A 24,788-nucleotide genomic window follows, 5' to 3' on the forward strand; every position below is an offset into this window, starting at 1 on the left:
GTTTCGCTTCGCCGCAGGCGATCAACGTCGGAAACCGTTGTGAAAGACAGTGATCAACGCCTCTGGCCGCATCGTCTTCGGTCGGTCGCTGACCTGCCCATCGCCGAGTTCCACCAACCGCCATACTCCATCAGCACGTAAAGCGAAGTCAGCTGTTACGAAAGGGAGGCCGAGACGAGCGATGGTATGCCCGACCACGATCGGATCGAGTTCAGCAGGGGGCATGTCCTCCGGGGTGTCGGGGTGCGGTCCGATCAACCGGCACCTGCCGTCGACCCACCAGGTACGAACCTCGGCCGAGAGGAAGTTCTCGAATCGGCGGACAACGAATCCGCCTGTCATGTCTTCTCCGCGGAGCTCTTGGAATCTGGTCGCCACACGCCAGGCGCTGTCTGCGTCGTCCACCTCGGGGATGAACGCAGCCTCGTGCCAGTAATGCTTCATCGACTTGGTGTAGTCGCGGAGCACGGCAGGGCCGGATCTCAGTTCTCGCAGCGCGCGGTCGAATGCGGTGCGATCGGTTCCGCTGGTCCATATCGACCGAGGTGTCATGTCGGAGAGCGCGGAGTACCAGCGCGGTAACTCATGGGCGCGCCGGTACTGCTCGGCGCTGGTTCGCAGTGTGACGTTTCGACGTCGCAACGCTTGATCGAATGCCGCGTACTGGTCGCTGCGCAGCATCCAGCCGCGGTAAACCGCCTCACCGCGCGCTCGAACGCGGCGAACGGCTTCGTCCGCATCGTCTGGACGGGTCAGCGCATCATGATCGACCAAGGCCACATCCATACCCGCAGCACGGGCCGCATCGGCCTCAGCGGCGAAATGCTCATCGACGCGGGATGGGTGAATTACGTCGGCTGGCACGAGGAGAATCACAGAACTCAGCCTCCTGGTCACCCAGCTTACCTTCAACCGGTTTCCGTGTTATGCATACCTTCCTCGATGTCACCAGCACTGTCTTGGCCGAGTCGAACAGTGCCGAGAGCGACTGCCGGATGGACTGCTGATCGCAACACCCTTGGTCCGTATCGCTTGTGGGCTGCCGCCCCGGCTCACTGGGGCGTTGGTCAGTTCGGGTCGGTGCCGAGCTGCGGGACGAAATGAGGTTGGTGGGTTTCGTGCATGCGGACTGCCACGAGCAGAGCTGTGGCGGCGGCCACCCAGACGGCGGCGTGCAGACCCATCGGGTCGGCGACGACGCCGCCCAGCACCGCGCCGACGGCGTAGCCGAGGTCTCGCCAGACGCGGCAGACCCCACCGCGCGGCCGCGCCTAACTGCAAGCGCTGGCGTCAGTCTCGAGTAGCCGATTTCAGGAGTTCGCCTTTCGCCCCCAGGCGTGCCGCTGTTGAGCGGGTGGGCGATCAGAACGTTGGGGCAATAAGCTCAGCGTCGACCGCACAGCTTCGATGGTGTAGCGGCGGTCGATCAGCAGTCGATCTCGTATCGATACCACTGGCGGGGATTGCCGTCCTCGTGCAACCAGAGCGTCGCGTCGCGTCCGATCTTTCCCCGCGCCCAGCCTGCTGGTGACCGGCCGCCGGGCAGAGCCAGAATTTCCGTGCCGGTCTCGGTCACCACGCCATCCTCGCGGCGGGCTTTGCGGATCGTCCAAACCGGCTTGTCGTTGCGGCGGTATTGATCCAGAAAGGCGAGTGCGGAATCCGATACCGCTAGGCCGGAGCATCCCGTAATTGGATTCGGTGTGATCGACCGAACCCCGCTCGCATCGACCTCGACTAGTGGAAATTTGGTGTAGGGGCAGGCGTGAACCAGTGCCTGGCCCACGTTGAGCGCGTAGCAGTCACACCAGTCGACCTCGTTACCGGTGTCGTTGTAGGCGAACCAGGGGTCTCCGTCAGGGTCGTTCCAGCGGGCTAGCCCGACCATGGAGCTGACCGACCACGTGCCATCCGGCATGGCGAATCGGTAGGTGGATTCGTCGAAGTAGCTGATCCAGATCCTGCCGCGGGGATCCGTCGACAACTGCTCGATGCCGTCTCCAGCATAAAAAGCACCTGCTCGCGTGCCGCCGCTATCGAAGGCAATGACGTTGCGGGTCAGTTCGCTTTCATGCGCCGGGGCGGATTGCTCATGTGGCCGTTGGGCGTTCGCCGCATGGATACGTGCCGCGCCCACAACGACGCCATCGCTCAGGGCATCGATTTCGGAGAACCATTGATCGAGGCCGTAGAGCAGGATCTGGTGCTCGTCGTCCCCGTCGCAGATGACGACGGTCGCGTCGAAAAGTGGTATCGGTGGCTTCCAAGGCCCTCGGCGGCGCCACGGCAAGGCCTCCGCCGCGCCCTGGGCGGGATCGACTAGCAAGGCCAGTAGCCGGCCTCGGTGGTCGATAGTGGAGGCGAGGACATCGAATCGTACGTAGCGCTCCGGCAGGGTTGCGTGAAGCGCGAGGTTGCGACTATCGGCCATTGGCCTTTCCGGTTGTCATGTGCTCGATCATGGCACGGCCCACCGGCTTTCCCACATGCGCCAGGGGCAAACGCACTGTAGCGGCTCCCAAGGCACGCGGCATCGTGGATCGGAAACAATCGTTCGCGGGTGCAGCGGCCACCGCGCCGGGGTGCTCGGATACGACTACACGGATCGATGAAATCTCACGCATAGGCCCGGCTTGGCGGGCCCTAGCCGATTCGAAACGCGCACTATGCGGCAAGAGAGGATGTTGTTAGCCGTGGCAACAGACCCGAACAAGCACTGTGTCGTCGGGCAGTGTCTCCAGGTAGTTTTCGATGCCGTCCGGTGGTATCGGGCAGTCGGGTCGGTCCTCACAGAACGTGGTCTCGCCCCAATCCTTATGTCGGCAAATGCCGCTCGACTCGACCCACCAACCGTCCAGGGTGAGCACATCGGGCCACGACAGGTTGTGCACCGCGACATTCAGCAAGGACTTCGGGCCGCCCGCGCACTCGCCTCGCTCGGGGCGCAGCACGATGCCGAATTGGTTGGGGCCGTCGTGAATCAGCCGAGGATCGTCCTCATGACCCGGTCGGACGTAGAACCCGGCTCCTTCCCCGCCACCCCGAATCCGCCACGTGTCCCACATATCTCGCTCCGGGAACCCTTGCCGCGTCTCGAATGGAGCGAGAGCTCGCGTGATCGCGGCTTCCACGTCATCGATCGCATCCGGCGGCAGACAGATCGTCACCCAACGTTGCGCCAACCCACATCCCTCCCGCCGTACCGCGCGGCCCAGGCTACCTCTCGGAATCGACGAACGCAGCGGAAGAGGACGACGAAAGACTCAGGCTGCTACGCCTGGCCGAAGTACTCGACCTGACCGTTCACGACGTCACCGTCGAGGACGACGGGAGCTTGATGGTGAGTTTTCACGACAACGTCTGCTTGCGTGTGTCTGGACGGAAGCAAGATTTGCCTCCATGGCCCAGCGAACTTTGAGGTAGTCGACTACTCGTGTCCGCGCTCGTAGTGGGTCCTAACTTTGGCGGTGCTCGACGAGGTGGGCGCCATCGCCACAGCGTCGGCACTTCGCTCCCCGTGGGTGCAATGCGAGTTCGCTCGCGAACTAGAGGAGGCCGCCATGACCCACAACCTTGGGCGCGTCGTCGCCGATGGCAGGTCGGTGACCGAGGCGTCGGGCATCGACCTGGTCCCGTCTGCTGGGTCGGTCGGACCGGCGAGGTTCGTGATCCTTCACTTCGACAACGTCAACCTGCACGGCGGGGCCGAACTGACCGTCGATTTGGGTTACGGGCAGGACGTGTTCGCCGCTGGCTCTGGTACGTCTTTCTGGACCCGGCCCGCCGATCCCGGGGCCGGACCGGTTCAGAGACCGATCCAGATCCGCATCATCGGCGGCACTGGCAGTGCCCGGCTGGTTGAGTACGGCGTCGGTGAGCCTTCGATCACGCCTGGCAATTCGCCGGGAACCGCCTCGGGCAGTCAGAGCAATCCAGACGTCTTCCTGCACACCAGCCCCTACGAGGAGCCGATTTACGAGACTCGGCTGGAGTGCAATCCGGGCTTCGCGTGGCACAACGCCGCTTGCTCGCTGGCACCTGCTGTACCGGATTCGGTCAAGGACCGGGTCGAAGCCGCCACCGGCATCATCGTGGAGATACACGAGGGCCACGTCTCCAGCTGCACGGGAACGCTGATCGGCGCCGACCTCTTCCTCACCGCTCGGCACTGCCTGACCGATCCCGCGCGGGAGGATCTGCGCAGCGCCTCGGTGACGTTCGACTATCACTACAACTGCGACGGGAGCCGACCGGACGGCCATGTCACCCGCTTCTTCAAGGTGCTCGCCGACGTCGCCTCCGGTAGCCCGCCAACGGGCGTCAATCCGCCGGTCGCGGACGATTGGGTGGTGCTACGGCTGGATGCGGCTCCCGGCGCTCTGCCAACACCCCTGTCGATGCGCAGCGCCGAGCTGATGGTAGGCGAGACCATCTTCACCATGCATCACCCGAATGGGGCGGCGAAGAAGACCCAGGCCGGCATGTACGACGGCGGCGGCGCGATCTCTCACTTCGACTACGCCGGCGGCAGTTCCGGTTCATCGTTGTTCGACGTGAACGGCCAAGTGATCAGGGGGCCGCTGGCCCAGGGCTCGGGGTGCAGTGTCTCCTACGCGCCCGTAGCCAATGTGATTGCGGGTCTCGCGGCCCCGCCTGCTCTACCGACGCCGGTGGATGTCATGTTGGTGTTCGACCGGTCGGGCAGCATGTCGAGCAGCGCCCCGCCGGTTGGGCGGAGCAAGCTCGACGAGGCCAAGGATGCGGCCGCGCTTTTCGTGCAGTTGGTGCGTGAGGGAGGCGGGGACCGTCTTGGGCTGGTGAGCTATTCCTCGACGTCGAATCTCGACACCCCGCCTGCTGCCGTGGCAACGGCCAAGCCCGCCCTCGTCGGGCCGCCGCCGTTCTCGACCGGCACGATCGGCGGCATCAGCGCGGGCGGGTCGACCAGCATCGGCGCGGGACTCGAGTCCGCGGGGGTCGCGCTGACCAGCGGACCGGCTGACAACGCCATCCTGTTGCTTACCGACGGACTCCAGAACACCGCTCCGATGATCGAGGAGATCGAGCCGAGCCTGGGCGCAACCCGGATCAACGCCATCGGGTTCGGCTGCGACGCCGAAATCGACGGAGCGCTGCTCAACCGGCTTGCGCAAGACCACGGTGGCCACTTCACCCGCGCCATCGACGGCCTGTCCTTGCGCAAGTTCTTCGGCCTGGCGTTCGGCAATATCTTCGAGAGCGGTGCGATCACCGATCCCGGCTTCCTGCTGCCCGCCGCGAAGACACAATCCGATCCGCACCGTTTCGGCGTCTGTGGAGAGAAGCGGATCACCGTCATCCTCGGCTGGGACGATCCAGCGACTCCCCTGCAGGCGTGGGTGCGCACACCCTCGGGAAAAGTGGTGGGCGACAAACGGATTCAGCCGGTCCGGGGTCGCAGTTGGCTCTTCTGGCGCATCCCTCTGCCCTATGAGTCGGAGCGCGACGGCACATGGCAGTGTGTCGTCGAACGGGTGCCTACCGACGGCGAGTTCTCGCCCCCACCTACGGATGTTCGTTATGTCTTCCTGGTGGTCTGCTCTGGCGGGCCGAAGCTCACGCCACTGGTGAACCGGCGGCGGGTCTACACAGGGGACGTGGTCGATCCGATGCTTGGACTTCACTATCCGGATCGAACCACGCCGCACGGCGCCGGCGTCTCGCTCACCGTCGATGCCCCGGCGGTGGCGCTGGGCGAGCTGACCGCTCAGGCACACCTCGCCGCGCCTGTGATCACCGGCGATGCCGTGGATTCCTTCCACGCCACGTTGCAGTCGATCGCCAAGTCGGCGGGCGGCGAGCTACCGGTGGCAGCCTCGACCATCACCGTGCCACTGTTCGACGACGGCATGCACGGCGACGGTGCCATGGAACCCGACGGAATCTTCAACAATCCGCTGAAAGACCTCACCAAGGCCGAGGGAACCTACCACTTCCGCGCCGTGGCTACCTACGGCGAAAAGTGCCGGGCGAGCCGTGAGGCGCATTGGTCGATCCACGTCGAGCCCGGCATCGATCCGGGCAGAACCGGAGTCGTGTTCGAACGCGTCGACGACAACGGGGTGCTGGTGATCACCCCGCGCGATATCTACGGCAACCGGATCGGACCGGGGCGCGGCAACATCTTCGACGTCTCGCCGTTACCGGGCGTCAGGATCGGCGGCAAGATCAAAGACCGCGGGGATGGATCGTATGAGGTTCCAGTTATCTGGGACGAATCCGTCGCACCAGCCCCCGGCGTCGTCCTGCAGCAGCCCGAACGCGATCCGGTGATCATCCAGGTGCCGGGCGGCAAGCCGCCAGGCGGCGACTGCGCCGGGCCGGCCGAGGACCTTCTCGAGTGCATCGGCGTGGCAAACCCGGAAGTGAAGCGCGTGCGGGTCAAGAAGGTCGTGCTGGAAGTCGACCTCGCGCATGATGACTGCGGCTGCTGATGAGCCGGGCTCGAGTAGGTTCTACGCAATTGTCGAAGCACATGAAGTGACCGCCCGTCGGCTGGCTCGACGAGCATGGTGGCCAGATACCCGCCGATCGGGCGGCGAGTGCCGGTCATGGGCGGAATACCGCCCGGATACAGCCGTCCCGTTTGTACTTGAAGATGTTGTAACCGTGGACCGCGTCTTCGAGCGGCATGTCGCGGGTGATGAGGTAGGAGGGGTCGAGGTCGCCTGTCGTCTCACGCAGCGTCTCCTGGATGCTGTCGACCGCGGTGTAGTCGATTGCCTCCGCCTCGAACTGCTTGCGCGCCAAGTCCAATCGTTCCGGGAACCGAGATATCGAGCTCTTCGCCACGCGTGTAGTCGATCTCGAAGGGTGCCATCGCGTGCGCAACCGCCGCCTCCACCCGCGCGGCCTCGAGCCGTGATACTCATACTGGCCATGACGATAGTCGATCACTTCACCGGCGTTGGGACACAATGGATTCAGTCCGCAGCTCAGGAAGCGCATCTGATCTCGATGCACGCGCGTGAACGCGCCCGATCACACGAGCGATAGTGCCGCTGGTCCGTCGTCAGGTGGACGCATCCGATGTCGATGGTTGCTGTGCCTGCCCGCGGTAGGGAAAAGCACCATGGCCCGGTTCGAGCAACGGTTCGGCCCTGCAGCCGATTTCACCATCGCGGAATTCGTTGGTGTTCACTGCGGACGGATCGAACTGGTCGACCTGGCAACGCTTGTCCCGTCGTTGACACTTCCGCCAGAGCTGATCTGAGGGTCGGATACACCCGCAATCCGACACTCACGGCCTGCCAACTTTTGAGGCCGACAAGGCGTTCGCGATACACCGGCCAGCCGGATCGCTGCGGCGACGTCCGCAGCGATCCGCGGCGCCGACGAAATGCTCCGCCGCGCGGCGCACATGCCTCCGAAGCGACCGGCTTCTTCGGTCGTAATCCGTCCAGGGATCTCAGGTTGGAAGCCAATACTGGCAGATGCCGTCGCCAGTGATGGTGCCGAGCTCTTCAGCGCACACAGTGATTACTCGGTGAGAGGCGAGGTTTTCGGCACGGAGGAGAACGCAGTGAGCACGCCAGTGACCCAGCGTCACAGGCTGATCGGTGGCGTACATCCTGTGTTGGTCGACGGCCAGGGGTGGTACTTGTTCGGGCGCCGCGCCGACAGGGGCTCGACCGCTCAGCCGATGGGCGCGGTCAAGCGCAGGCTCGGTTGAGTTCGTCGGTGAAGGGAGTGAGGTCCGGGACCGCGTCATCGATCAGGGCGCCGGCGTAGGCCGCGATGGCATCCCGTTCGGCGCCCTGCGCCGTCTCGGCCAGGCCGCTCAGCCTGCCGGACAGCGCGGTCGCGGTCGCCTCGTCCATGGTGCCGCCGGTGGCGTCGATGGCGATGTTGATCAGCTCAATGGCTTTGGCACAGCTCGGGGACTGGGCGTGCGCGGGCGTGGCGGGCAGCGCGATCAGCGCGCCGACAGCGATGGCGAGGGCGGCGGCGGACGAAGACTTGATCATGATTTCCTCTCGGAGGTGTACGAAGCGAGACCGTAGCAGAGATGACGACATCGAAGCTGGAGAGTATTAGCTGGGGTGTCATGTGACCTCACATTTGCGGTGGCCGCGACGACTAGAGCGGCCGCTGATGACGCTACTTTCAAGCGATTAGGTCCTTGCCTCCCAAGTGATTTCAGCAATTCGACGATGAGGGAAGGGTGGGCGCCGAAACCTGTTTTCGGGGTTCGAGTTGGGGCGCGTTGCGATCAGGAGCAGGTCGGGCTTCCGTACTGGGCGGCGCTGAGGATCAGGAGGTAGCCGGAGGCGATGATCAGCATCCCGGTGCTGAGCACTGCCCTGGGGAGCGGGGCCTACTCTTCGGGGGTTGTGCCACAGGTAGGTGAGTGCGAGCGCGCCGAGCAGGAGCATGACAATTGCGCCGGTGGTTTGGATTGTGTGGATCAGGGCGTAGTCGCGGTCGCGTTGTTCACGGAAGCCATGGACTGCCACGTCGCAGAAGTCGCCGTTCGCTCAGGTGATGAGGTAGCCAGCCAGGAAGATGGTGGGGCCGAAGAGGATTGAGCCGAGGATATAGAGAAGCGCCGCGGGGATTGGGCGGATCCGCATTCGAACAGGCCGCGCGCGAGGCCATCATCGCCGCGGCCCGGTCCGGCGGCAATCGAGAGCCGTCCACGGGTCGTGAGTGTGTGGTGGATGGATGCCGCATCGGGAACGACCTATGGACCGTCGTTGCCATCGCGCAGGGAGTGGATCATGCTCCGCAGGATCCGGAACGCGTCCGACTGCTCGGCCTCGGTCATGCCGGCCAGCATTCTGACCTCGACGGACCGGACCGCTACGGACGCCTTCTCGAGGCTCCGCCGGCCGCGAGGCGTGAGCCGCGTGGGAAGAACCTTCCCGACGGGCGCCTCCGCGGGCCTGATCACGTAGCCGTCTCGTTCCAGGGCCTGGAGCAGCACGTTCATCGTCTGCCGTGTCACGAACGCGCCCCGCGCGAGCTCGGAGTTCGACAAGCCCGGTCGTTGAGCCAACAGCTCGAGGCAGGAGTAGTGCGTCACGCTCATCCCGAGCGGCCGCAGCACCTCCTCCATGGCTACGCGCAGCGCGCTCGACGCCTCTTTCAGCAGGTAGCCCAGTGACGTCTCCAGGTCGACGCCGACACCGTCTCGACTCATGTCAGTATTCTGACATAGACTTCCTCATGTCAGAAAGCTGACACACACTGAGGAGTATCACCATGCCCGTCACCGGCCCCGACTTCATCTCGCTCCAAGCGCGCGACCTCGACGCTTCGCAGGCGTTCTACGAGCGGTACCTCGGCCTCGTCCGCTCGCAGACCGGACCTCCGCACGCCGTCGTCTTCGAGACGAAGCCGATCGCGTTCGCACTCCGCGACGTCGTTCCCGGCACCGATCTCGCATCCGCTGCTCACCCCGGCATCGGTGCTGCGATCTGGCTCCACGCCACAGACGTCCAGGCCATTCACGATGCTCTGGTAGCCGACGGTCACACCATCGTCTCCGCACCGATCGACGGCCCCTTCGGTCGGACATTCACCTTCGCCGACCCCGACGGCTACCACGTCACTCTCCACGACCGCACCTGACAGGCCAAACGCACCGACAACTGGCCTCGGAATGCCTGCGTTCGGGTCATTTCCGGGAGAACCTCCACCTGATGAGAATCAGGTTCGTAGGCCGCAACCGCCCGATACGCGGCAATATCGGACGGTCCCCGCGGACGCCGACGGCCCGAGATAGCCTCGGGCCGTCGGTCTTCGGACTGTCGTATCTTGTTGCCGGCAGGTATGCAAAATCCCCTTGGGGACTTCGAATTTGCCGCTACTTGACCGAGTTGGCCAACTGATCGGCATACGGGGCGGTGAGCTTTCCGACAAGGGGAAGCTCAGCGCGGACACCGCCGGTGTTGTTCGCCTGGACCATGGCCAAGACCCAGACGACGACCGCGAAGACCGCGACCGCGAGTCCGGCGAGGCTGAAGATGATTCCCGCGACTCCGAGGAGCGAGCCGACGATGCTCAGAACAATATTGACCACCGAGACCGCCCCGAAGAAGACGATCGATTGCGAGGCATGGAATTTCACGTCGGGGTCGTTCTTGCCAACGAACAGGAAGACGATTCCGGTGAGCCACCCCAGTGCGTAGGACAGGATCGCGCTGGTCTTCTTGTCCAAGCCGGCGGGCTGCGGTTGGTTCGTGTGAGGTTGAGAAGATGTCATGGGGAAAGTAGACGCCGCGCGCGCCACCTACCGATCCCAAGTTTCGCCCGAACCCCCAGGTCGAGGGCCGGCCGGCGACCGGGATCCTGGCGTGGTTCTCGCGACGAGATGACTGCCAACGACCTCGAAACGCCCGTCGGTCTCCGAGCAGGGCCCGACGCCCGTCGATACCCGGTGCCGGTTCGGTTGGGACGACCACTGACCAAACTGGCCCTGCTCCGACCTCGACCACAGATGCCGCAGCGGACTCACCGAGGGGTCCGCAGCCAGATAATCCGACCACGTCAAGGCCAGACGCCAGTTCTGGTGAGACAAAAACGAGGCCAGTGTCTGCGCCGACAGTACTGACCACTGGGTGAATGCACAGTCCCGACGACGACTGCCGCGAGAACGACAACCATCGCGGCATCACGACGGCAACGAAGGAGGTACCTTTTACTCAGGAGAGCCGGGAAGTCTGGTCGGCGTGTCGCATTCACCGACCCGAAAGGGCTTTCATGTCCACAGCAGCCGCGCCGCCCGCGCGGGCCATCGATACCCGCGCCGCCATCTCGCTCGAGCATCTGTCCAAGCACTTCGGCCGTACAGTCGCAGTCGACGACCTCACCCTGACCGTCGCGCCCGGTGAAGTGTTCGGCTTCCTCGGACCCAACGGGGCGGGCAAGTCGACCACCATTCGGCTACTTCTCGGCCTGATCCGCCCCACCGCCGGCACCGTAAGGGTGTTCGGTGAGGACGCCGGCAACGTGCGGCGCGCGCACCGCCACCTCGCCTACGTGCCCGCCGATGTGGCGCTGTGGCCGTCATTGACCGGCGCCGAGACCCTCGAACTACTCGCCGAGGTCGGCGCGGGCATCGACCTGTCCTACCGGTCCGAGTTGATCGAGCGCCTCGACCTCGATGTCGACAAGCCCGGCAAGACCTATTCCACCGGCAACAGGCAGAAGGTCGCCTTGGTCGCCGCCTTCGCCTCCCGGGCGCCGCTGCTCGTGCTCGACGAGCCGACCAGCGGGCTGGATCCGCTGATGGAACGCGAATTCCGCCGGTGCGTCGCCGAGGCCCGCGAGCGCGGGCAGACGGTGTTCCTTAGTTCACACCAGCTCGGCGAGGTCGAGGCGCTGTGCGATCGGGTCGCGATCCTGCGCGCCGGACGACTGGTGGAGATCGCGACCCTGGCGGAGCTGCGCCGACTGCACCGCACCATCGTGGAGGTCGCTTACCAGGGCGAGGCGCCGGTGCTGGACGGGGTGGACGGTGTCGAGGCCGTCGAAGCGCTCGATGAGGGCCGGATGCGGTTCACCCTGTCCGGGCCGCCGGCGGCCGCGCTGCGCGCGCTCGCTGCGGCGCAAGTGACAGCGCTGTCTTCTCGGGAACCCACCCTCGAGGAAATCTTCCTCGACTACTACGGGCAGGCGCAGCGATGACCGTCACGACGATCCGAGCGGAGCGGGTGAACGGTTCCCGACCCGGGCGGGCGGCGGCCCGGCTCGCCCGCCGCCAAGCGCGGCGAGCGGCGGCGATGGTGGCGCTCACCGCCGGCGGCCTCTCGGCTCTCGTCGCGGCTCAGTACCGCACTACTTTCGCCGACAGCATCGACGCGGGCGCGCTGCGCGCGCTGGCCGAAAACCCCGCTGTGCGAATCTTGTTCGGAGCCCCACTCGCCCTCGATGACCCCGGCGGGTTCACCGTCTGGCGCACCGGCACCCCGGTGCTGGTGCTGTGCGGTCTGTGGGCACTGCTGGCCGCCACCCGCCTCACTCGCGGCGAGGAGGACGCCGGGCATTGGGACCTGCTCCTCAGCGGCACGCTGCGCCCGGTGGACCTGGTCGCACGCTGCGCCGCCACATTGTGCCTGGCTGCCGCCGTGATCGCGACGGGCCTCGTGACCGGTCTGGTCGTGACTGGTACAGACCCCACCGGAGCGCTCCTGCACGCCCTGTGTGTGTTCGGCGCGACCGTGGCCTTCGCGAGCGTGGGACTGCTGGCCGCGCAACTGCTGCCGTCCCGGGCGGCAGCCGCCGGTCTCGCCTCGGCCGTGCTCGGCGCGAGCCTGCTGCTGCGGATGCTCGCCGACGGCGTCCCCGCGCTCGCGTGGACCGCCTGGCTCACCCCCTTCGGGCTCGCCGCCCGCGTCGCCCCCTACGCCCACAACCGGATCGAGCCGCTACCCGTCCTGGCGGTACTCGCCATCGCGCCCACTGCGGCGGCGCTCGTCATCGCCCGCAGGCGCGACCTCGGCGGCGCTCCGATCACCTTGTCCGGCACCAGGCCCGCCCGCACACGGCTGCTCGGATCGGTGCACGGCTTTGCCGTGCGGCGCGCCCTCGCACCCACCACCGGTTGGGGCGCGGGCATCGCTGTCTACTTCTTGCTGATCGGCGCGCTGATCTCCTCGATCCTCGAATTCTTCGCCGAGAACCCGCGTTTCGCCGAACTCGCCGCCACCGCTGGCTTCGGCGGACTCAACTCGGCCACCGGGTTCGCCGCCGCGATCTTCGCCCTGCTCGCCATCCCCACTGGCCTCTACGCCGCCACCCGCGTCGCCGCCCTGACTGCCGACGAGAAGGCGCGCCGCTGGACTGCGCTGCACGCGCTCCCGCTGTCCCGATACAGGTCAGCGGGAACCGAAATCGCTGTCACCGCCGCAGGCCTCGCGGTGTTGTTGCTCACCGCAGCGCTAGCGATGTGGGCCGGTGCGGTGCTCACGGGTGCACCGCTGAGTCTGTCCGACGCTATCGCCGGTGCCGCCAATGTTTCCCCGGTCGCCCTGCTTTCCCTCGGCGCGGCGGCACTGGCACTGGGCTGGCTCCCGGAAGCCGTCGGTGCAGTCGGCGCGGTGCCCGTCGTCGGCGGGTTCCTCCTCGACGTCATCACCCAGAGCACCGACGCGCCCACCTGGGTCGGCGAAATCTCCCCCTTCGCGCACCTCGCCGCCGTGCCGGACACCGCACCCGACTGGCGAGCGAGCCTCACCCTCACCGCCATCGCGATCGTCGCCGCGATGATCGGACTGTACGGCTACACCCGCCGCGACCTGAGAGGCTGAATCGCCATGTCACCGTTCACGATTGGTCACGGGCGCGGAAAGGAGCGTGTCCGTTCGAACTGCGGGTGCCCGTGACCTCACCGCGTCCGGATCAGATGTCGGATCGCGACAAGTAAGGTGCGATCGCGGGTACTGCCGCGACCGGATGGCCGACCGCCAAGCCCTGCTCGATACGCCGAAGCTCCATACAGGTTCGCCGCGGTGCAGCACACCCGTCAGAAATCCGGTGACCGCACCGGCTCCGGCCAGATCGTAGCGAGACAGCGCCACGTCGGCGGTGCCGTCGACCAGTCGGCAGAACGCGTTGTCGATCCGGTCGAAGCCTCGCCCGGTGTAGCAGCTCACCAGCAGCGCGCTCGCGGTCACACGGGCCGCCGGGCGGGTCAGGTCGATCGTGACGCCCCAGCGCCGGAGGAGCTTGCGAAACCGCATCCGCCGTCCTGGCGCTTCACCACTCGGCAAGTTCCTCTACGCTCTCGTCATGGAACCAGGCGGCCTGGTGATGGAGCGAAAGATGTTGCGTGGGATGAAGCAACCCGCTGAGCGCGCTGCCATGCCGCCTAGCCGTACACACGACATCGTCCAGCAGCCGCTGACAGACGATCGATCGACGCCTACCGGTCCATCTCAGGACATCCGGTGACCCTGCGCTCGAAGCGCCCGATCGTCGTCGGCGTCGACGGCTCCACGCACGCCTTACTCGCCGTGGAATGGGCCGCCCACAGCGCCGTGCGCCACGGCGCGCCGCTTCACCTTGTCCACGCGATCGGTACTGGCTGGGATTTCGGACCACGAATCGGGGTCCTGGCTCTGCACAACCAGGCGTACCGGGACGAGGGCGCGGCGGCACTGGCCGCTGCCGAGCAGGTTGCACGAGCAGCTGTGAAGTCGCATCTTGTCGACATCACCACCGAGGTCGAGGCACCGCCGCCGATTTCGGTGCTCACCGGACGATCGCGCACTGCGCAACTCTTGGTCGTCGGCACTCGCGGAATGGACAGATTCGAACGAGCATTGCTCGGCTCGGTCAGCACTGCGCTGACCAACCGCGCCAAATGTCCCCTCGCCGTCATTCCCACCCGTAGCGCAGCCGAGCCCTCACATCTCCCCGTCCTGGTGGGCGTCGATGGTTCGGCCTGCAGCCTGCTTGCTGTCGAGATCGCCTTCGACGAGGCGTCCTCGCGGGGTGTCGACGTGGTCGCGGTTCTCACCTGGACCGACCCAGATCCCGGCAACCCCTCCGCCGAGACCGCGGAACAGGCAAGCGCATTACTCTCCCAGAGCCTGGCGGGCTACATCGAGAAACACCCGGACGTGCACGTCAGACGAGTCCTCCTCGAGGGCGACCCTGCGCGGCGCCTACTCCGGGAAGCCGAACGAGCACAGCTGGTGGTGGTCGGCAGCCGTGGTCGCAGCGGACTGACGAGCCTGGCGCTCGGCTCGGTCAGCAGCACCGTATTGCACCGGGCCAAGATCCCGATCATCATCGCCCGCCCACCCGCATAATCGGCAGTCCCTGCAGACCACTAGCCACACTCACTGCGCATCGCTTGCCCCTCCGAAATTGGTGAACAGGTGACGAACGGTCGCTCAAGTCTCGCGTGTGGCCGTTGTATAGCGGGCGGCGATTACCGTGACGGCGGCTGCGAGTTCCGGTGCCTGTTCGGTGTCGAGGTGGAAGTCCAGGTCCATTGCGGCGAGGTATGCCGCAAGCAGTTGGGGGCTGTGAGCGCCGGCTTCCAGCGCGCTGGTGTGTGCATCGATCGGTTCGACGGTCCAGATGCCGGTGGGGATGCGGGCTGCGACGGTGTCGGCGGGCGCGTGAACTGTGACTCGTGCGGTGTAGTTCCACAGGGCTGCCATCCGCCCGCGGGTCACGAAGGTCGCCAGATCCGGGCCGGGTAGTTCCCTGATCGCGAAGCCGGGGCCGGTCGGTGTCTTCGGGTCGATGCGATCGACGCGATAGCTACGCCAGTCGTCGCGATCGAGGTCGTAGCCGACGAGGTACCAGCGTCCGCCGCTGTGCACCATCCGGTGTGGTTCGACTCGACGACAACTGGTCGTCGCGTGCCGATCGGAGTAGTCGAATCGGAGTATCTCGGTGCGCTCGATCGCCGTGGCGACAGCCCGAAAAACGCTGGTGTCCAACAGGTTGCCGGTATCGAGGACTGGTTCGGTCGCCGAATGCACCGTGTGCAGCCGGTGACGCAGCCGCGGCGGGAGCAGTTGCTCTAGTTTGGCGCCCGCGCGGGCCGCGGCGTCACCGATACCGACCACACCTGAGCGCGCCGCGGTGCGAAGCGCCACCGCGACCGCGACGGCCTCGTCGTCATCGAATCGAAGGGGCGGCAGCATGGCACCGGCGCGGAGTCGATACCCGCCGGCCACACCGGGCGCAGCGTCGATCTCATAGTCCAGCCGACGCAGCCGGGCGATATCGACACGGATCGTGCGGGTGTTCACGCCCAGACGCGTAGCCAACTCGGCCCCGGTCCAGCAACGCTGGGTTTGCAGTAGACCGAGCAGCCGCAAAAGCCGGACAGCGGTATCGACCATGCCGATCAGCCTCTCATCTATCGCGGAGCGATTCATGCCGCGATAGATGCAACTGTTACCGGCATGACCACTTCGATGAATTCCGCTGCCACTTCCTCCCGATGGCTGGCCGGTCGCGGCGCCCTGATCACCGGAGGATCGCGCGGTATCGGTCGCGCCATCGCTGCCAGGTTGGCTGCTTCTGGCGCCACTGTGGTGTTCACCTATCACACGCGGTCCGATGCTGCCGAGACGTTGGTCGCCGAGATCGCCGAACGCGACGGATATGCCTCGGCGGTGCGGCTGGATCTCGGCGACCCCGAGCAGGTCACCGCGGCGTTCGCCGCCGCAGACACTGTGTTCGAGCAGGTCGGTGTCGGGCTCGACATTCTGGTCGCGAATGCCGGTGTGTTCGCCAGTGCGCCACTGGCCGAGGCGGGCATCGAGGAGTGGGAGCGTGTGATGGCCGTAAACGCCCGCGGTACGTTCCTAACCCTTCAGCAAGCAGCGCCGCGACTGCGCGACGGCGGACGGGTCGTCACCCTCTCCACGGTCGGCACCCATTGGCCCAGTCCTGGGGAAGCGATCTACGCGGCGAGCAAAGCGGCAGTAGAACAGCTCACCCGCGTCGCCTCACGCGAATTCGGACACCGAGGCATCACGGCCAACACCATCTCTCTCGGTCCGACCGACACCGACCTGCTCCGCTCCAGCGCTCAACCGGGCGCTCTGGACGGAGCCGCAGCGATGACCGCACTCGGACGCATCGGCCGACCCACCGACATCGCAGACCTCGTAGCCCTGCTGGTCCATCCGGACAACCGATGGGTCACCGGCCAGAACATCCGTGCGGACGGCGGACTGACTTGACAGTTCATCCGAAAGTCGCGATCCCCACGATCCGCTGAAGGCGCACCGTAAGCGATCGGCGCGTGCGAGCGGCGGGCGCAGTCGCTGAAAATCTTGGACCCAACCGGCTGTCGACCACTTCGACGGCCTGACACCGGTGGTCGCCGTCTAGCAGTGACGACTCGGCGGCAACGCCTGCTCGATTGCAGGCACTCGCCGCCATATCGATCGATGACGTCGCTGAAAGGACTGAGTCATAATGAACGATTTTCCCGTTGTCGTAGTCGGATCCGGGCCGATCCGCTTGGCCGGCCCGGTACCACGTGAACGCGAATCGACCCCCCTGGTCCTCGAACGCGGCGCCGCCCTGGCCAGGTACCACGGGTGCGCCGAACGCGTCGAACCCGTTCTGCCCGACACCGGCGTGTGTGACGGCGCAGGCGTCTTCGACGACACCACCTCCGAGCAAACCGCCGATGCCGCTGCTGGTGGTGGTGGCTGCTGGGGTGGGGCCGCGACGACAGCGCAGGCGCCGCTGACAGCGCCGACCGCGCCGCAGCAGTTGCCGTTCATCGCGCCCGCTCGCTGAGCGGCGGTCGTGATGGAGGCTGTTCCCGCTCCACCACAGCCGGTCGTCACCTCGGCCGGGCTGCGCCGGGTGTTGGTGGTGCTGTGCGTCACCGAGATCACCAGTTGGGGAATCTTGTTCTACGCCTTTCCCGTGCTGCTCGGGCACATCACCACCGACACCGGCTGGTCGGCCACCGCCCTGACCGCCGCCTTCTCCGCCGGACAACTCGTGTCCGCGTTGGCCGGGATCCCGGTCGGACGCTGGATCGACCGCCACGGTCCCCGTGGCGTGATGAGCGCGGGGTCGATGCTGGCGATCCCGGCGCTGATCGTGGTGGCGACCGCATCGCATCCGGTGTGGTTCTTCGCCGGCTGGCTGTTGACCGGCATCGCCATGGCGGCGATGCTGTATCCCCCCGCCTTCGCCGCGCTGACCCGCTGGCACGGCCCCAACAGGGTTCGTGCTCTCACAGTGCTCACGTTGGCTGCGGGCCTGGCTTCGACGGTATTCGCCCCGTTGACCGCCGCGATCTCCACGCACTTGGATTGGCGTGCAACATATTTGGTGCTCATGATGGTTCTGGCCGTGGTGACCGTGCCGGGGCACTGGTTCGGGCTGCGGCTGCCGTGGCCGCCCCGCACGGTCACCGAACCTGAGCACGCACACCTCACCGATCCCGGGCCGATTGTCCGTAGCCGCCCCTTCCTCACGCTGGCGCTCGCGTTGAGCGCCGCCGGTTTCGCGTCGTTCGCGGTGGTGGTCACCCTGGTGCCGCTGCTGATTGAACGCGGTCTCGACAACGGACTGGCGGCGGTCGCGCTCGGGCTCGGCGGCGCCGGGCAGGTCGCCAGCCGTATCGGCTACTCCGCGTTCGCCGCGCGCACCAGCATCCGCACCCGCACCGTGGCGATCCTGCTGGCCATCGCCGCGACCACCGCCCTGCTGGGGGTCTTCACCACCGCATGGACGTTGATCGCGGCGGCGATCGCCGCCGGCATGTCGCGCGGAGTGTTCACCCTGTTGCAAGCCACCGCGGTCAGCGACCGCTGGGGAACCGGGCACTACGGGCACCTCACCGGCCTGCTCTCGGCACCGCTGATGATCACCATGGCCTCGGCGCCGTTCGCCGCGACCGCTCTGGCCTCCGCCCTCGATGGCTACGCCACCACCTTCCTGCTCCTAGCCGCCCTCGCCGCCGCGGCCGCCGCGCTGTCGACCGCGAGCATCCCGAAACCCGGACCGAAATGACCTGATCATGACCGACCTCATTGCTGCCTGATCCCGCTTGACCGGGTGCTGCTACATCGCGGCCGCGCACCCTCGACGGACGGCACACGGGTAGGACGATGACAGCGAGACCCGCAAGTCGACAACGCGCACCGTCTCGGCCGATGCCACCGCGTACACCGCTCGGAACCAGTCGTCGGATCGATCCGGCCGAAAGCGTGCGCCATGTTGGCTGTGTCCCGTTCTCTACGAGGAGATCCGAAGTCCCGGTTATGCGCTGAAGAGGGAATAATGGCTACCTGGAGTTGCGCCGTTACGGCAGACACCGAGTTGCTTGCGCTGGTGTGATGCGTGCTGCGTCGACATACCGAAGTCGGTTCTCGCTGTCCCATCGTGAACCGAGAAGTTTTCTACTACGGGCTCCGATCCGTCGATCTCCCCTATCGTCCGCCCGCCCCTCGTCGTCTACGAGGAATTCTTCGGCGCACCAGTGCGCACGGACCGCCCCGCCGCCGCACTCCGCGCGCCAAGAAGCCTCATCGACCGTCCTCTGCGTGGCGGCGACGAGCATCTGATGCGCCTGGCCTTGACGGTGCTGGCCGAGCTGGACCCCGGTGGGCGCGCACGCCGAACGAGTGCAGTTGCTACTCCAAAGGCGCCTTGGCACGACCCCACCGGAGATCGCAGTGATCGCGCCGCTGTCGACCATGCACCCCCGCACTTTGCAGCGCCGACTCGCCGCCGAGAACACCTCGTTCGCAACGATTCTGGACGACGTCCGTCGGCGACAGGCGCACCGCTACCTGACCACGACCGAGATGCCGACGAGACAGATCGCTCATCTCGTCGGCTCGCCGACCGATCCATCCTCACTCGCCATGCGCGACGCCGGTGGAACGCCACACCACGCGAAATCCGCCGGGGCGTCGCCGTTGACCAGTTTCGGCCGTTCACACTAGATGAGCCGACAGTTGTTCTGACACAACGGATTCTGCCGATCGACCGCAGTGGCACGGCCCGCGCCCTTGGGTCGACGACGCTGGCGTCAGGCACCGAATCGGTCGCGGGCGAACGCGAGTGCCGCCACCGCAGTGCACGCTTGGTACACCAGCGAGGAGATCGCCAAGAAACGCCGAAGGCGTTCGTCGTGCCGCGGGCCGACACCGACCTCGATGCCCAGCAGGTCATCGACTATGTCGCCGGGCGGGTCGCCCCGTACAAGAAGGTCCGCCACGTCGCATTCGTCGATGCCATCCCGAAATCGGTCACCGGCAAGATCCTGCGCAAGGACTGGCGCGAGCTGGAAGCCGCGCGCTGACCGTGGGCCGTTGCCGCCGGCTCATCGAGCGCGTCGGCGGCAGCGCGCCCGCGGCACTGGCCCGTTACGCGTGCGTGGCGATGCGTCGGTCGATCGCCGCCAGGGCGAACTCCGCCCAGCGAATGTTCTCCTGTTCGAAGGAGATTCCGCGCAGCAGCGTCAGGTAGGGGCCCACGCGTTCGGCCTCGGCGAGGTAGGCCTGTTCGCTGCGGCCGTCCAGCAGACGGGTGCGCAGGCGTTCGTAGCGGGCCAGTTTCGCCTTCGACCACTCCATCCGCTCGGCCACCGCCGCGCGGACCGCCGGGGCGTCCTCGACGTCCATGCCCTGCACCTTCACCATCATCTCGTCGCGGATGGCGGTGGGTTTGGCTTGCGACGCTATGAATTCGCGCAGAGCGGCGCGCCCGGCGGGAGTGATGGTGTGCAGGCGTTTGTTCGGCCGGCGCTCCTGCTGCACGACCCGGGTCTCGATGAGCCCGTCGGCGGCCATCCGCTCGAGTTCCTTGTACAGCTGCTGCGGGGTGGCCATCCAGAAATTGGCGACCGAGGCGTCGAAGCTCTTGGCCAGGTCATAGCCCGAGGCCTCGCCGTCGAGCAGGGCGGCCAACACCGCGTTACGTAGCGCCATCCACCCAATCTAGCACGTGAAGAGATTATTCAAATATTTGCGTCAGCGCCTCTGGACACAAGGGCGAGACCTCGTTACCGTCATAGCCACTTATTCAACAAATTGAGTATGAAAGGTGGAGGCATGCACCCCTTCCGAGCGGCCGTGGAGGCCCGCGATGAGGCGGCCATCGAGGCGCTGTTGGCGGACAACGTGGTGTTCACCAGTCCGGTGGCGTTCAAGCCGTATCCGGGCAAGGCGATCACCGCGGCGATCCTGCGCGCGGTGATCAGGGTCTTCGAGGACTTCCGCTACGTGCGTGAGATCGCCGACGCCGACGGGCGCGACCACGCGTTCGTCTTCGAGGCGACCGTGGACGGCAAGCAGATCACCGGCTGCGACTTCCTGCACTTCGACGAGCAGGGCAGGATCGACGAGTTCATGGTGATGGTGCGTCCGCTGTCAGCGGCCCAAGCGCTCGCGGCGCGGATGGGTGAGCAGTTCGAGCAGATCAAGACCGAGGCCGCCGCGCAGCTCGCCCGTGAGGGGGCCGGGGCGTGACCGACTACGACGCGATTGTCATCGGCGCGGGCAACGCCGGGCTGACCGCGGCCGCCACCTTGCAGCGCGCGGGCGCCCGCACCCTGTTGCTTGAGCGGCACAACGTGCCCGGCGGGTGCGGAACCTCGTTCCGCCGTGGCCGTTTCGAGTTCGAGGTGGCACTGCACCAGCTCTCCGGCGTCGGCGTCGAGGGCCAAGCGCTCTCATTGCGCGAGGGGCTGTTTCAGCAACTCGGTATCGCCGACAAGCTGGAGTTCGTGCAGGAGCACGACCTGTACCGGGCCGTGATCCCCGGCCAGTTGGATCTCACCCTGCCCGCGGACTGGGACGGCGCGATCGAGGCCATCGAGGCGGAGTTCCCCGGTAATCGCGATCGGGCCGCGCGATTCTTCGAGCTGCTCCAGCAGGTGACGTTCTGGCAGATCGCCGCTATGCGCGGCATGCCGGTCGAGCAGATCGACCCGGTGCTGTTCACCTACGGGCTGCGTCCGCTGAAGGATGTGCTCGACGAGTACTTCGACGACGAGCGGCTCAAGACCGCGCTCGGCATCTACTGGACCTACCTCGGCCAGCCGCCGTCGAAGCTGGCGTTCCAGGACCTGGCGCTGACGCTGTTCGCCTACTTCGAGTTCAAGCCCTGGCACGTGCGCGGCGGTTCACAGGCCATGTCCACCGCCATCCTGGACGCCTTCCTCGCCGCAGGCGGCGAGGTGCGATTCAACACCGGCGTCGAAGCCATCCTCACCACGGCCGGGCGCGCGTTCGGAGTCCGACTAGAGGACGGCACCGAAATCACCGCCTCCGATGTGATCTCCAACGCCTCGCTTCCCACCACCTACGGCATGCTCGACGGCATCGACCTGCCCGCCGCTGTCCGAGACGACCTTTCCACCCGCCGGATCGGTGTGTCCGGCTTCGTGCTGCACATGGGCTTGGACGCCACCCCCGCCGAGCTCGGCTTCACCACCAGCACCACCTTCGTCAACCGCGACAGCGACGACGACCGCACCTACGACTCGTGGCGTTCGTTCGAGCCCGCGCGCGGAATCTGCGTCAGCTCTTACGATGTCGCACCGATCGGTTTCGCGCCCTCCGGCGCGACCCACGTCAGCCTGATGACACTGCAATACGCCGACATCTGGAAGAACGTCGCCCCCTCGGAGTACGCGCGCACCAAGTTCGCCTACGCCGAGACCCTGCTCGACCTGTGCGAGACCATCACCCCGGGCATCCGCGACGCCATCGAGGAGGTCGACGTCGCGACGCCGTTGACGATGATGCGCTACCTCGGACACCCCGGCGGCGCGATCTACGGCTACGACCAGGACGCCACCGAAGGCTGGCTGTTCCGCAACAGCGAACGCCGCCCCCACGTTCCCGGACTGCACCTGGCCGGCTCCTGGTCCGGAATCGGCGGCTTCCAACCCACTCTCGAAGCGGGCGCGCGCGTCGCCCGCCGCCTCCTGCGCACCAAAGCCGCCTGAACCCCGAGGATTCCGATGACACACCCTCTCGCACAACGATTCGACGGCGCGACCGAAATCCTCGCCGAGATCGACGCCCGCATCCCCGACACTCGCGACCACCTGGCCGAGACTCGGGCCACCGTCGACGCCTATCATCCCAAGCGGCTGCAACTGGTCGTCACCGAGATCATCGATGAGACCCCCACCACCAAGACCTTGCGGATGCAGGGCCTCGACCAGGCCGCTCTGCCGCCGTTCTCGGCCGGGCAGTACGTCAACGTATTCGTCGACGGCACCAGCCGCCCGTACGCGATCTCCTCGTCCCCGACCCAGCGCGGCCACTACGACCTGACCGTCCGCCGCGTTCCCGGCGGCCGCATCAGCAACCTGCTCATCGACACCGTCGTGATCGGGCAGATACTGACCACCTCCGGCCCGATGGGCACCTTCCACCACAACCCGCTCTTCCACGGCAACGACGTCGTCTTCCTCGCCGGCGGCTCCGGTGTCGCCCCGGCGATGAGCATGCTGCGTGAGATCGCCGACCTCGGCCTGGACCGCTCCCTCCACCTGATCTACGGTTCCCGCCACGCCTCCGATGTGATCTTCCGCGCCGAGCTCGACGCCCTGGCGGCGGCGCATCCCGGGATCACGGTCGACCACGTGATCGCCGAACCCGATGCCGACTGGACCGGTGCCACCGGTTATCTCACCGCCGACACCATCGCCGCACTGGCCGGCGAGCTGAACGAACGCATGGTCTACGTGTGCGGCCCACAGGCGCTCTACCCCTACGCCCTCGACCAGCTCACCGCGCTGGGCCAGCCGCGCAAGCGAATTCGCTTCGAGGCCAACGGCGCACCCAGCGACCCGACGGCGCAGCCGCACTGGCCGATCGGCGTCGACCCCACGGAGGAGGTCACGGTCACCGTGAGCGGCGCCTCCTTCCGCACCCCGCGTAACCGCCCGCTCCTGGACGCGATGGAAGACAACGGCATTCGCCCCGAGGCTGCCTGTCGCTCCGGCGAATGCAGCCTGTGCCGGGTGCGCGTCGTGAAAGGCGAGGTACACACCGCCGAGGAGGCCAAAATGCGGCTGTCGGACGCACGGTTCGGCTACACGCACTCCTGTGTGGCCTATCCGATCAGCGATGTGGAACTCGATCTGTGATTTCGGGCCACTATCGGGCCGCGCGGGTGAGCGATCTGCTGTTCCCGATCGTCCAGGGTGTCGGCCCGGAAGCACTTTTCGAGACCGAGATCGACTTCGGAGGCGATACTCAGCTGTGTCCCGGGTGTCCGACGGACAATATCGTCGACATCCACTGATCCAGGCCCGTTCGCGCGGCGCCTGCTGCCGGGAGGGCAGTCGGAATGTTCGTCGAACCGCTGTCGGGGCATCGCTATTTTCGGACCGACGACCCCGAGGTGGCCCGAGCGGGGATGGCCGGCATCCTGCGCGAGCACCGGCTCGACCCTGGCGCCTCCACCATGGAGGCCAGCTGCAATATCGTCCGGTACGGCGATATCGGCCTGGTCTACAAGCATTACGGGGTTCAGGTTCGGATCCGGACCGACCCCATCGAAACCTTCCGCCTGATTCAAATACCGCTGGCCGGGTGGGTCCGGGTGCTCGACGGGACCGCCGATATTGCCTGCGACCCGGCGGTGGCCTCGGTTCCGGACCCGGACGCGCCCCTGGACATGAACTGGCACGAGAGCAGCAGGCAACTCCTGGTCCGATTCGACCGTGCCGCGTTGGACGACCATTTGCGGCGGATGCTGGGCCGGCCGCCGGATCGTCCGTTGCGGATGGCCATCGCCATGCAGTTGCGATCACCGGCCGCTCGGACCTGGTTCGAATCGCTGCGCATGCTGCGGACCGACGCCGAAGGTCCGGGCCTGTTTCTGGATCCGCGGCTGCGGCCGCAGGTCGAGCAGCTGATGATGTCCCAATTCCTGCTGGCCCAGCCGAACAGCTGTTCGGAACTCCTGCTCGACGACGCCCCCGGAAAGTCGACGCCACGACCCATCCGCCTGGCCGAGCAACTCATCGCCGACCATGCGCACGAAATGCTCACCGTCACCGATATCGCAGAGGCGGTGGGACTCTCGGTGCGGAGTCTCCAGGAGGGCTTCCGGCGATACCTCGACACCACACCGACGGCGCGATTGCGTGAAGCCCGGCTGGTGGGCGTGCACTCCGCGCTGGTCGCCGCGGACCCCACGACGACCACGGTCGCCGCGGTGGCCGCGGACTGGGGATTCTGGCATCTGGGCCGTTTCTCGGCCCTGTACCGGCGGCGATGGGGTGTGCCGCCGTCGGTGACGCTGCGCGCCTGACGAACCGCGCAGCCCGGACA

General features: G+C 66.4%; 29 protein-coding genes and 1 pseudogene. 18 read left to right on the forward strand and 12 right to left on the reverse strand.

The annotated features are described in order from the left end of the window. Positions 1-21 precede the first annotated feature (21 nt). The 4 genes from NX1_RS04365 to NX1_RS04375 form a co-directional block, all read right to left on the reverse strand. Positions 22-876 carry an ATP-grasp domain-containing protein gene (locus NX1_RS04365; RefSeq protein WP_169812177.1) on the reverse strand — a complete coding sequence of 285 codons (855 nt, stop codon included), beginning with the start codon at positions 874-876 and terminating at the stop codon, positions 22-24. A 191-nt stretch (positions 877-1,067) separates the two neighbouring features. After that, a complete protein-coding gene (locus NX1_RS35035) occupies positions 1,068-1,211 on the reverse strand; it encodes a hypothetical protein (RefSeq protein WP_281216017.1) in 144 nt (47 codons plus the stop codon). Positions 1,212-1,426: 215 nt separating this feature from the next. Beyond that, positions 1,427-2,431, reverse strand: a complete 1,005-nt coding sequence (locus tag NX1_RS04370; protein ID WP_068053949.1) for a hypothetical protein — start codon at positions 2,429-2,431, stop codon at positions 1,427-1,429. Between the two features lie 256 nt (positions 2,432-2,687). After that, on the reverse strand, positions 2,688-3,182 hold the full coding sequence (locus NX1_RS04375) for a hypothetical protein (protein WP_169812178.1): 495 nt from the start codon (positions 3,180-3,182) through the stop codon (positions 2,688-2,690). Between the two features lie 378 nt (positions 3,183-3,560). On the opposite strand from NX1_RS04375, the gene NX1_RS04380 reads away from it, so the two are divergent. Beyond that, positions 3,561-6,473: a VWA domain-containing protein gene (locus NX1_RS04380; protein ID WP_157119523.1), complete on the forward strand. Its 2,913-nt coding sequence runs from the start codon at positions 3,561-3,563 to the stop codon at positions 6,471-6,473. Between the two features lie 115 nt (positions 6,474-6,588). On the opposite strand, the gene NX1_RS37180 is transcribed toward NX1_RS04380, so the two are convergent. After that, positions 6,589-6,831, reverse strand: a complete 243-nt coding sequence (locus NX1_RS37180) for an MDR/zinc-dependent alcohol dehydrogenase-like family protein (RefSeq protein ID WP_174555453.1) — start codon at positions 6,829-6,831, stop codon at positions 6,589-6,591. 280 nt (positions 6,832-7,111) lie between these two features. Between NX1_RS37180 and NX1_RS35960 the strand changes: the two genes are divergently transcribed. Continuing rightward, a complete protein-coding gene (locus tag NX1_RS35960) occupies positions 7,112-7,252 on the forward strand; it encodes a hypothetical protein (protein ID WP_157119524.1) in 141 nt (46 codons plus the stop codon). Positions 7,253-7,561: 309 nt separating this feature from the next. After that, entirely contained in the window at positions 7,562-7,711 is a 150-nt protein-coding gene (locus NX1_RS35965) for a hypothetical protein (protein ID WP_157119525.1), read from the forward strand. Here NX1_RS35965 and NX1_RS04390 read toward each other — a convergent pair. Further along, entirely contained in the window at positions 7,692-8,006 is a 315-nt protein-coding gene (locus NX1_RS04390; RefSeq protein ID WP_068053961.1) for a hypothetical protein, read from the reverse strand. The two genes, NX1_RS35965 and NX1_RS04390, sit on opposite strands and share 20 nt — an antisense overlap. A 306-nt stretch (positions 8,007-8,312) precedes the next feature. On the opposite strand from NX1_RS04390, the gene NX1_RS35970 reads away from it, so the two are divergent. Further along, on the forward strand, positions 8,313-8,567 hold the full coding sequence (locus NX1_RS35970) for a hypothetical protein (RefSeq protein ID WP_157119526.1): 255 nt from the start codon (positions 8,313-8,315) through the stop codon (positions 8,565-8,567). A gap of 155 nt (positions 8,568-8,722) precedes the next feature. Here the strand turns inward: NX1_RS35970 and NX1_RS04395 are convergent, their stop codons facing one another. After that, entirely contained in the window at positions 8,723-9,181 is a 459-nt protein-coding gene (locus NX1_RS04395) for a MarR family winged helix-turn-helix transcriptional regulator (RefSeq protein ID WP_068053965.1), read from the reverse strand. Between the two features lie 62 nt (positions 9,182-9,243). Between NX1_RS04395 and NX1_RS04400 the strand changes: the two genes are divergently transcribed. Beyond that, the gene (locus NX1_RS04400) at positions 9,244-9,612 is read left to right on the forward strand and encodes a VOC family protein (RefSeq protein ID WP_068053967.1); all 369 of its coding nucleotides are present in this window, start codon (positions 9,244-9,246) and stop codon (positions 9,610-9,612) included. A 235-nt stretch (positions 9,613-9,847) separates the two neighbouring features. Here the strand turns inward: NX1_RS04400 and NX1_RS04405 are convergent, their stop codons facing one another. After that, on the reverse strand, positions 9,848-10,246 hold the full coding sequence (locus NX1_RS04405) for a DUF4870 domain-containing protein (RefSeq protein WP_068053968.1): 399 nt from the start codon (positions 10,244-10,246) through the stop codon (positions 9,848-9,850). Positions 10,247-10,450: 204 nt separating this feature from the next. Continuing rightward, a pseudogene (locus tag NX1_RS38795) lies at positions 10,451-10,707 on the reverse strand (acyltransferase family protein); the annotation flags it as partial. A gap of 36 nt (positions 10,708-10,743) precedes the next feature. Here NX1_RS38795 and NX1_RS04410 point away from each other — a divergent pair. Further along, positions 10,744-11,670, forward strand: coding sequence for an ABC transporter ATP-binding protein (locus NX1_RS04410; protein WP_068053974.1), 927 nt, complete (start codon positions 10,744-10,746; stop codon positions 11,668-11,670). Then, entirely contained in the window at positions 11,667-13,292 is a 1,626-nt protein-coding gene (locus tag NX1_RS04415) for an efflux permease Rv1217c-related protein (protein ID WP_068053978.1), read from the forward strand. Before NX1_RS04410 ends, NX1_RS04415 begins: the two co-directional genes overlap by 4 nt. Before the next feature lie 9 nt (positions 13,293-13,301). On the opposite strand, the gene NX1_RS38620 is transcribed toward NX1_RS04415, so the two are convergent. Next, a complete protein-coding gene (locus tag NX1_RS38620; protein WP_068053981.1) occupies positions 13,302-13,724 on the reverse strand; it encodes a TerD family protein in 423 nt (140 codons plus the stop codon). 207 nt (positions 13,725-13,931) lie between these two features. Here NX1_RS38620 and NX1_RS04425 point away from each other — a divergent pair, with 207 nt between their 5' ends. Then, on the forward strand, positions 13,932-14,798 hold the full coding sequence (locus NX1_RS04425; protein WP_068053987.1) for a universal stress protein: 867 nt from the start codon (positions 13,932-13,934) through the stop codon (positions 14,796-14,798). A gap of 84 nt (positions 14,799-14,882) precedes the next feature. Here the strand turns inward: NX1_RS04425 and NX1_RS04430 are convergent, their stop codons facing one another. Then, positions 14,883-15,848: a helix-turn-helix transcriptional regulator gene (locus tag NX1_RS04430; protein ID WP_068054274.1), complete on the reverse strand. Its 966-nt coding sequence runs from the start codon at positions 15,846-15,848 to the stop codon at positions 14,883-14,885. Positions 15,849-15,911: 63 nt separating this feature from the next. On the opposite strand from NX1_RS04430, the gene NX1_RS04435 reads away from it, so the two are divergent. The 5 genes from NX1_RS04435 (at position 15,912) to NX1_RS37685 (ending at position 19,792) form a co-directional block, all read left to right on the forward strand. After that, on the forward strand, positions 15,912-16,697 hold the full coding sequence (locus NX1_RS04435) for an SDR family oxidoreductase (protein ID WP_245668310.1): 786 nt from the start codon (positions 15,912-15,914) through the stop codon (positions 16,695-16,697). 238 nt (positions 16,698-16,935) lie between these two features. Then, positions 16,936-17,265 (forward strand): hypothetical protein, encoded by a 330-nt coding sequence (locus NX1_RS04440; RefSeq protein ID WP_068053990.1) that lies wholly within the window; start codon positions 16,936-16,938, stop codon positions 17,263-17,265. Positions 17,266-17,277: 12 nt separating this feature from the next. Then, complete coding sequence (locus tag NX1_RS04445) at positions 17,278-18,495, forward strand: MFS transporter (RefSeq protein WP_068053993.1); 1,218 nt, start codon at positions 17,278-17,280, stop codon at positions 18,493-18,495. 665 nt (positions 18,496-19,160) lie between these two features. Further along, positions 19,161-19,433, forward strand: coding sequence for a helix-turn-helix transcriptional regulator (locus NX1_RS36795; protein WP_068053997.1), 273 nt, complete (start codon positions 19,161-19,163; stop codon positions 19,431-19,433). A gap of 140 nt (positions 19,434-19,573) precedes the next feature. Beyond that, a complete protein-coding gene (locus NX1_RS37685; protein WP_307649845.1) occupies positions 19,574-19,792 on the forward strand; it encodes an AMP-binding enzyme in 219 nt (72 codons plus the stop codon). A gap of 64 nt (positions 19,793-19,856) precedes the next feature. Here the strand turns inward: NX1_RS37685 and NX1_RS04455 are convergent, their stop codons facing one another. Continuing rightward, a complete protein-coding gene (locus tag NX1_RS04455; RefSeq protein ID WP_068053999.1) occupies positions 19,857-20,420 on the reverse strand; it encodes a PadR family transcriptional regulator in 564 nt (187 codons plus the stop codon). 123 nt (positions 20,421-20,543) lie between these two features. Here NX1_RS04455 and NX1_RS04460 point away from each other — a divergent pair, with 123 nt between their 5' ends. Genes NX1_RS04460 through NX1_RS04475 form a run of 5 tightly spaced genes read left to right on the forward strand, consistent with a single transcriptional unit; the run spans position 20,544 to position 24,768 of the window. Continuing rightward, a complete protein-coding gene (locus NX1_RS04460; RefSeq protein ID WP_068054000.1) occupies positions 20,544-20,960 on the forward strand; it encodes a nuclear transport factor 2 family protein in 417 nt (138 codons plus the stop codon). After that, the gene (locus tag NX1_RS04465; RefSeq protein ID WP_068054002.1) at positions 20,957-22,444 is read left to right on the forward strand and encodes a phytoene desaturase family protein; all 1,488 of its coding nucleotides are present in this window, start codon (positions 20,957-20,959) and stop codon (positions 22,442-22,444) included. The genes NX1_RS04460 and NX1_RS04465 overlap by 4 nt, the downstream gene beginning before the upstream one ends. 15 nt (positions 22,445-22,459) lie before the next feature. After that, complete coding sequence (locus NX1_RS04470) at positions 22,460-23,596, forward strand: 2Fe-2S iron-sulfur cluster-binding protein (RefSeq protein WP_084500958.1); 1,137 nt, start codon at positions 22,460-22,462, stop codon at positions 23,594-23,596. Positions 23,597-23,622: 26 nt separating this feature from the next. Beyond that, the gene (locus NX1_RS38320) at positions 23,623-23,754 is read left to right on the forward strand and encodes a hypothetical protein (RefSeq protein WP_281216018.1); all 132 of its coding nucleotides are present in this window, start codon (positions 23,623-23,625) and stop codon (positions 23,752-23,754) included. A 45-nt stretch (positions 23,755-23,799) separates the two neighbouring features. Then, positions 23,800-24,768 carry an AraC family transcriptional regulator gene (locus tag NX1_RS04475; RefSeq protein WP_068054012.1) on the forward strand — a complete coding sequence of 323 codons (969 nt, stop codon included), beginning with the start codon at positions 23,800-23,802 and terminating at the stop codon, positions 24,766-24,768. Positions 24,769-24,788: the final 20 nt, after the last annotated feature.

Source organism: Nocardia xishanensis NBRC 101358 (genome assembly GCF_001613365.1).
Lineage (GTDB): Bacteria > Actinomycetota > Actinomycetes > Mycobacteriales > Mycobacteriaceae > Nocardia > Nocardia xishanensis.

Excerpts from the sequence above, each read along its gene's own strand:
- NX1_RS04370 (WP_068053949.1), bottom strand. The coding sequence starts at position 2,431 with ATGGCCGATAGTCGCAACCTCGCGCTTCACGCAACCCTGCCGGAGCGC.
- NX1_RS04380 (WP_157119523.1), top strand. The coding sequence starts at position 3,561 with ATGACCCACAACCTTGGGCGCGTCGTCGCCGATGGCAGGTCGGTGACC.
- NX1_RS35960 (WP_157119524.1), top strand. The coding sequence starts at position 7,112 with ATGGCCCGGTTCGAGCAACGGTTCGGCCCTGCAGCCGATTTCACCATC.
- NX1_RS04390 (WP_068053961.1), bottom strand. The coding sequence starts at position 8,006 with ATGATCAAGTCTTCGTCCGCCGCCGCCCTCGCCATCGCTGTCGGCGCG.
- NX1_RS35970 (WP_157119526.1), top strand. The coding sequence starts at position 8,313 with ATGATCAGCATCCCGGTGCTGAGCACTGCCCTGGGGAGCGGGGCCTAC.
- NX1_RS04395 (WP_068053965.1), bottom strand. The coding sequence starts at position 9,181 with ATGAGTCGAGACGGTGTCGGCGTCGACCTGGAGACGTCACTGGGCTAC.
- NX1_RS04400 (WP_068053967.1), top strand. The coding sequence starts at position 9,244 with ATGCCCGTCACCGGCCCCGACTTCATCTCGCTCCAAGCGCGCGACCTC.
- NX1_RS04405 (WP_068053968.1), bottom strand. The coding sequence starts at position 10,246 with ATGACATCTTCTCAACCTCACACGAACCAACCGCAGCCCGCCGGCTTG.
- NX1_RS04410 (WP_068053974.1), top strand. The coding sequence starts at position 10,744 with ATGTCCACAGCAGCCGCGCCGCCCGCGCGGGCCATCGATACCCGCGCC.
- NX1_RS04415 (WP_068053978.1), top strand. The coding sequence starts at position 11,667 with ATGACCGTCACGACGATCCGAGCGGAGCGGGTGAACGGTTCCCGACCC.
- NX1_RS38620 (WP_068053981.1), bottom strand. The coding sequence starts at position 13,724 with ATGCGGTTTCGCAAGCTCCTCCGGCGCTGGGGCGTCACGATCGACCTG.
- NX1_RS04430 (WP_068054274.1), bottom strand. The coding sequence starts at position 15,848 with ATGGTCGATACCGCTGTCCGGCTTTTGCGGCTGCTCGGTCTACTGCAA.
- NX1_RS04435 (WP_245668310.1), top strand. The coding sequence starts at position 15,912 with ATGACCACTTCGATGAATTCCGCTGCCACTTCCTCCCGATGGCTGGCC.
- NX1_RS04440 (WP_068053990.1), top strand. The coding sequence starts at position 16,936 with ATGAACGATTTTCCCGTTGTCGTAGTCGGATCCGGGCCGATCCGCTTG.
- NX1_RS04445 (WP_068053993.1), top strand. The coding sequence starts at position 17,278 with ATGGAGGCTGTTCCCGCTCCACCACAGCCGGTCGTCACCTCGGCCGGG.
- NX1_RS04455 (WP_068053999.1), bottom strand. The coding sequence starts at position 20,420 with ATGGCGCTACGTAACGCGGTGTTGGCCGCCCTGCTCGACGGCGAGGCC.
- NX1_RS04460 (WP_068054000.1), top strand. The coding sequence starts at position 20,544 with ATGCACCCCTTCCGAGCGGCCGTGGAGGCCCGCGATGAGGCGGCCATC.
- NX1_RS04470 (WP_084500958.1), top strand. The coding sequence starts at position 22,460 with ATGACACACCCTCTCGCACAACGATTCGACGGCGCGACCGAAATCCTC.
- NX1_RS04475 (WP_068054012.1), top strand. The coding sequence starts at position 23,800 with ATGTTCGTCGAACCGCTGTCGGGGCATCGCTATTTTCGGACCGACGAC.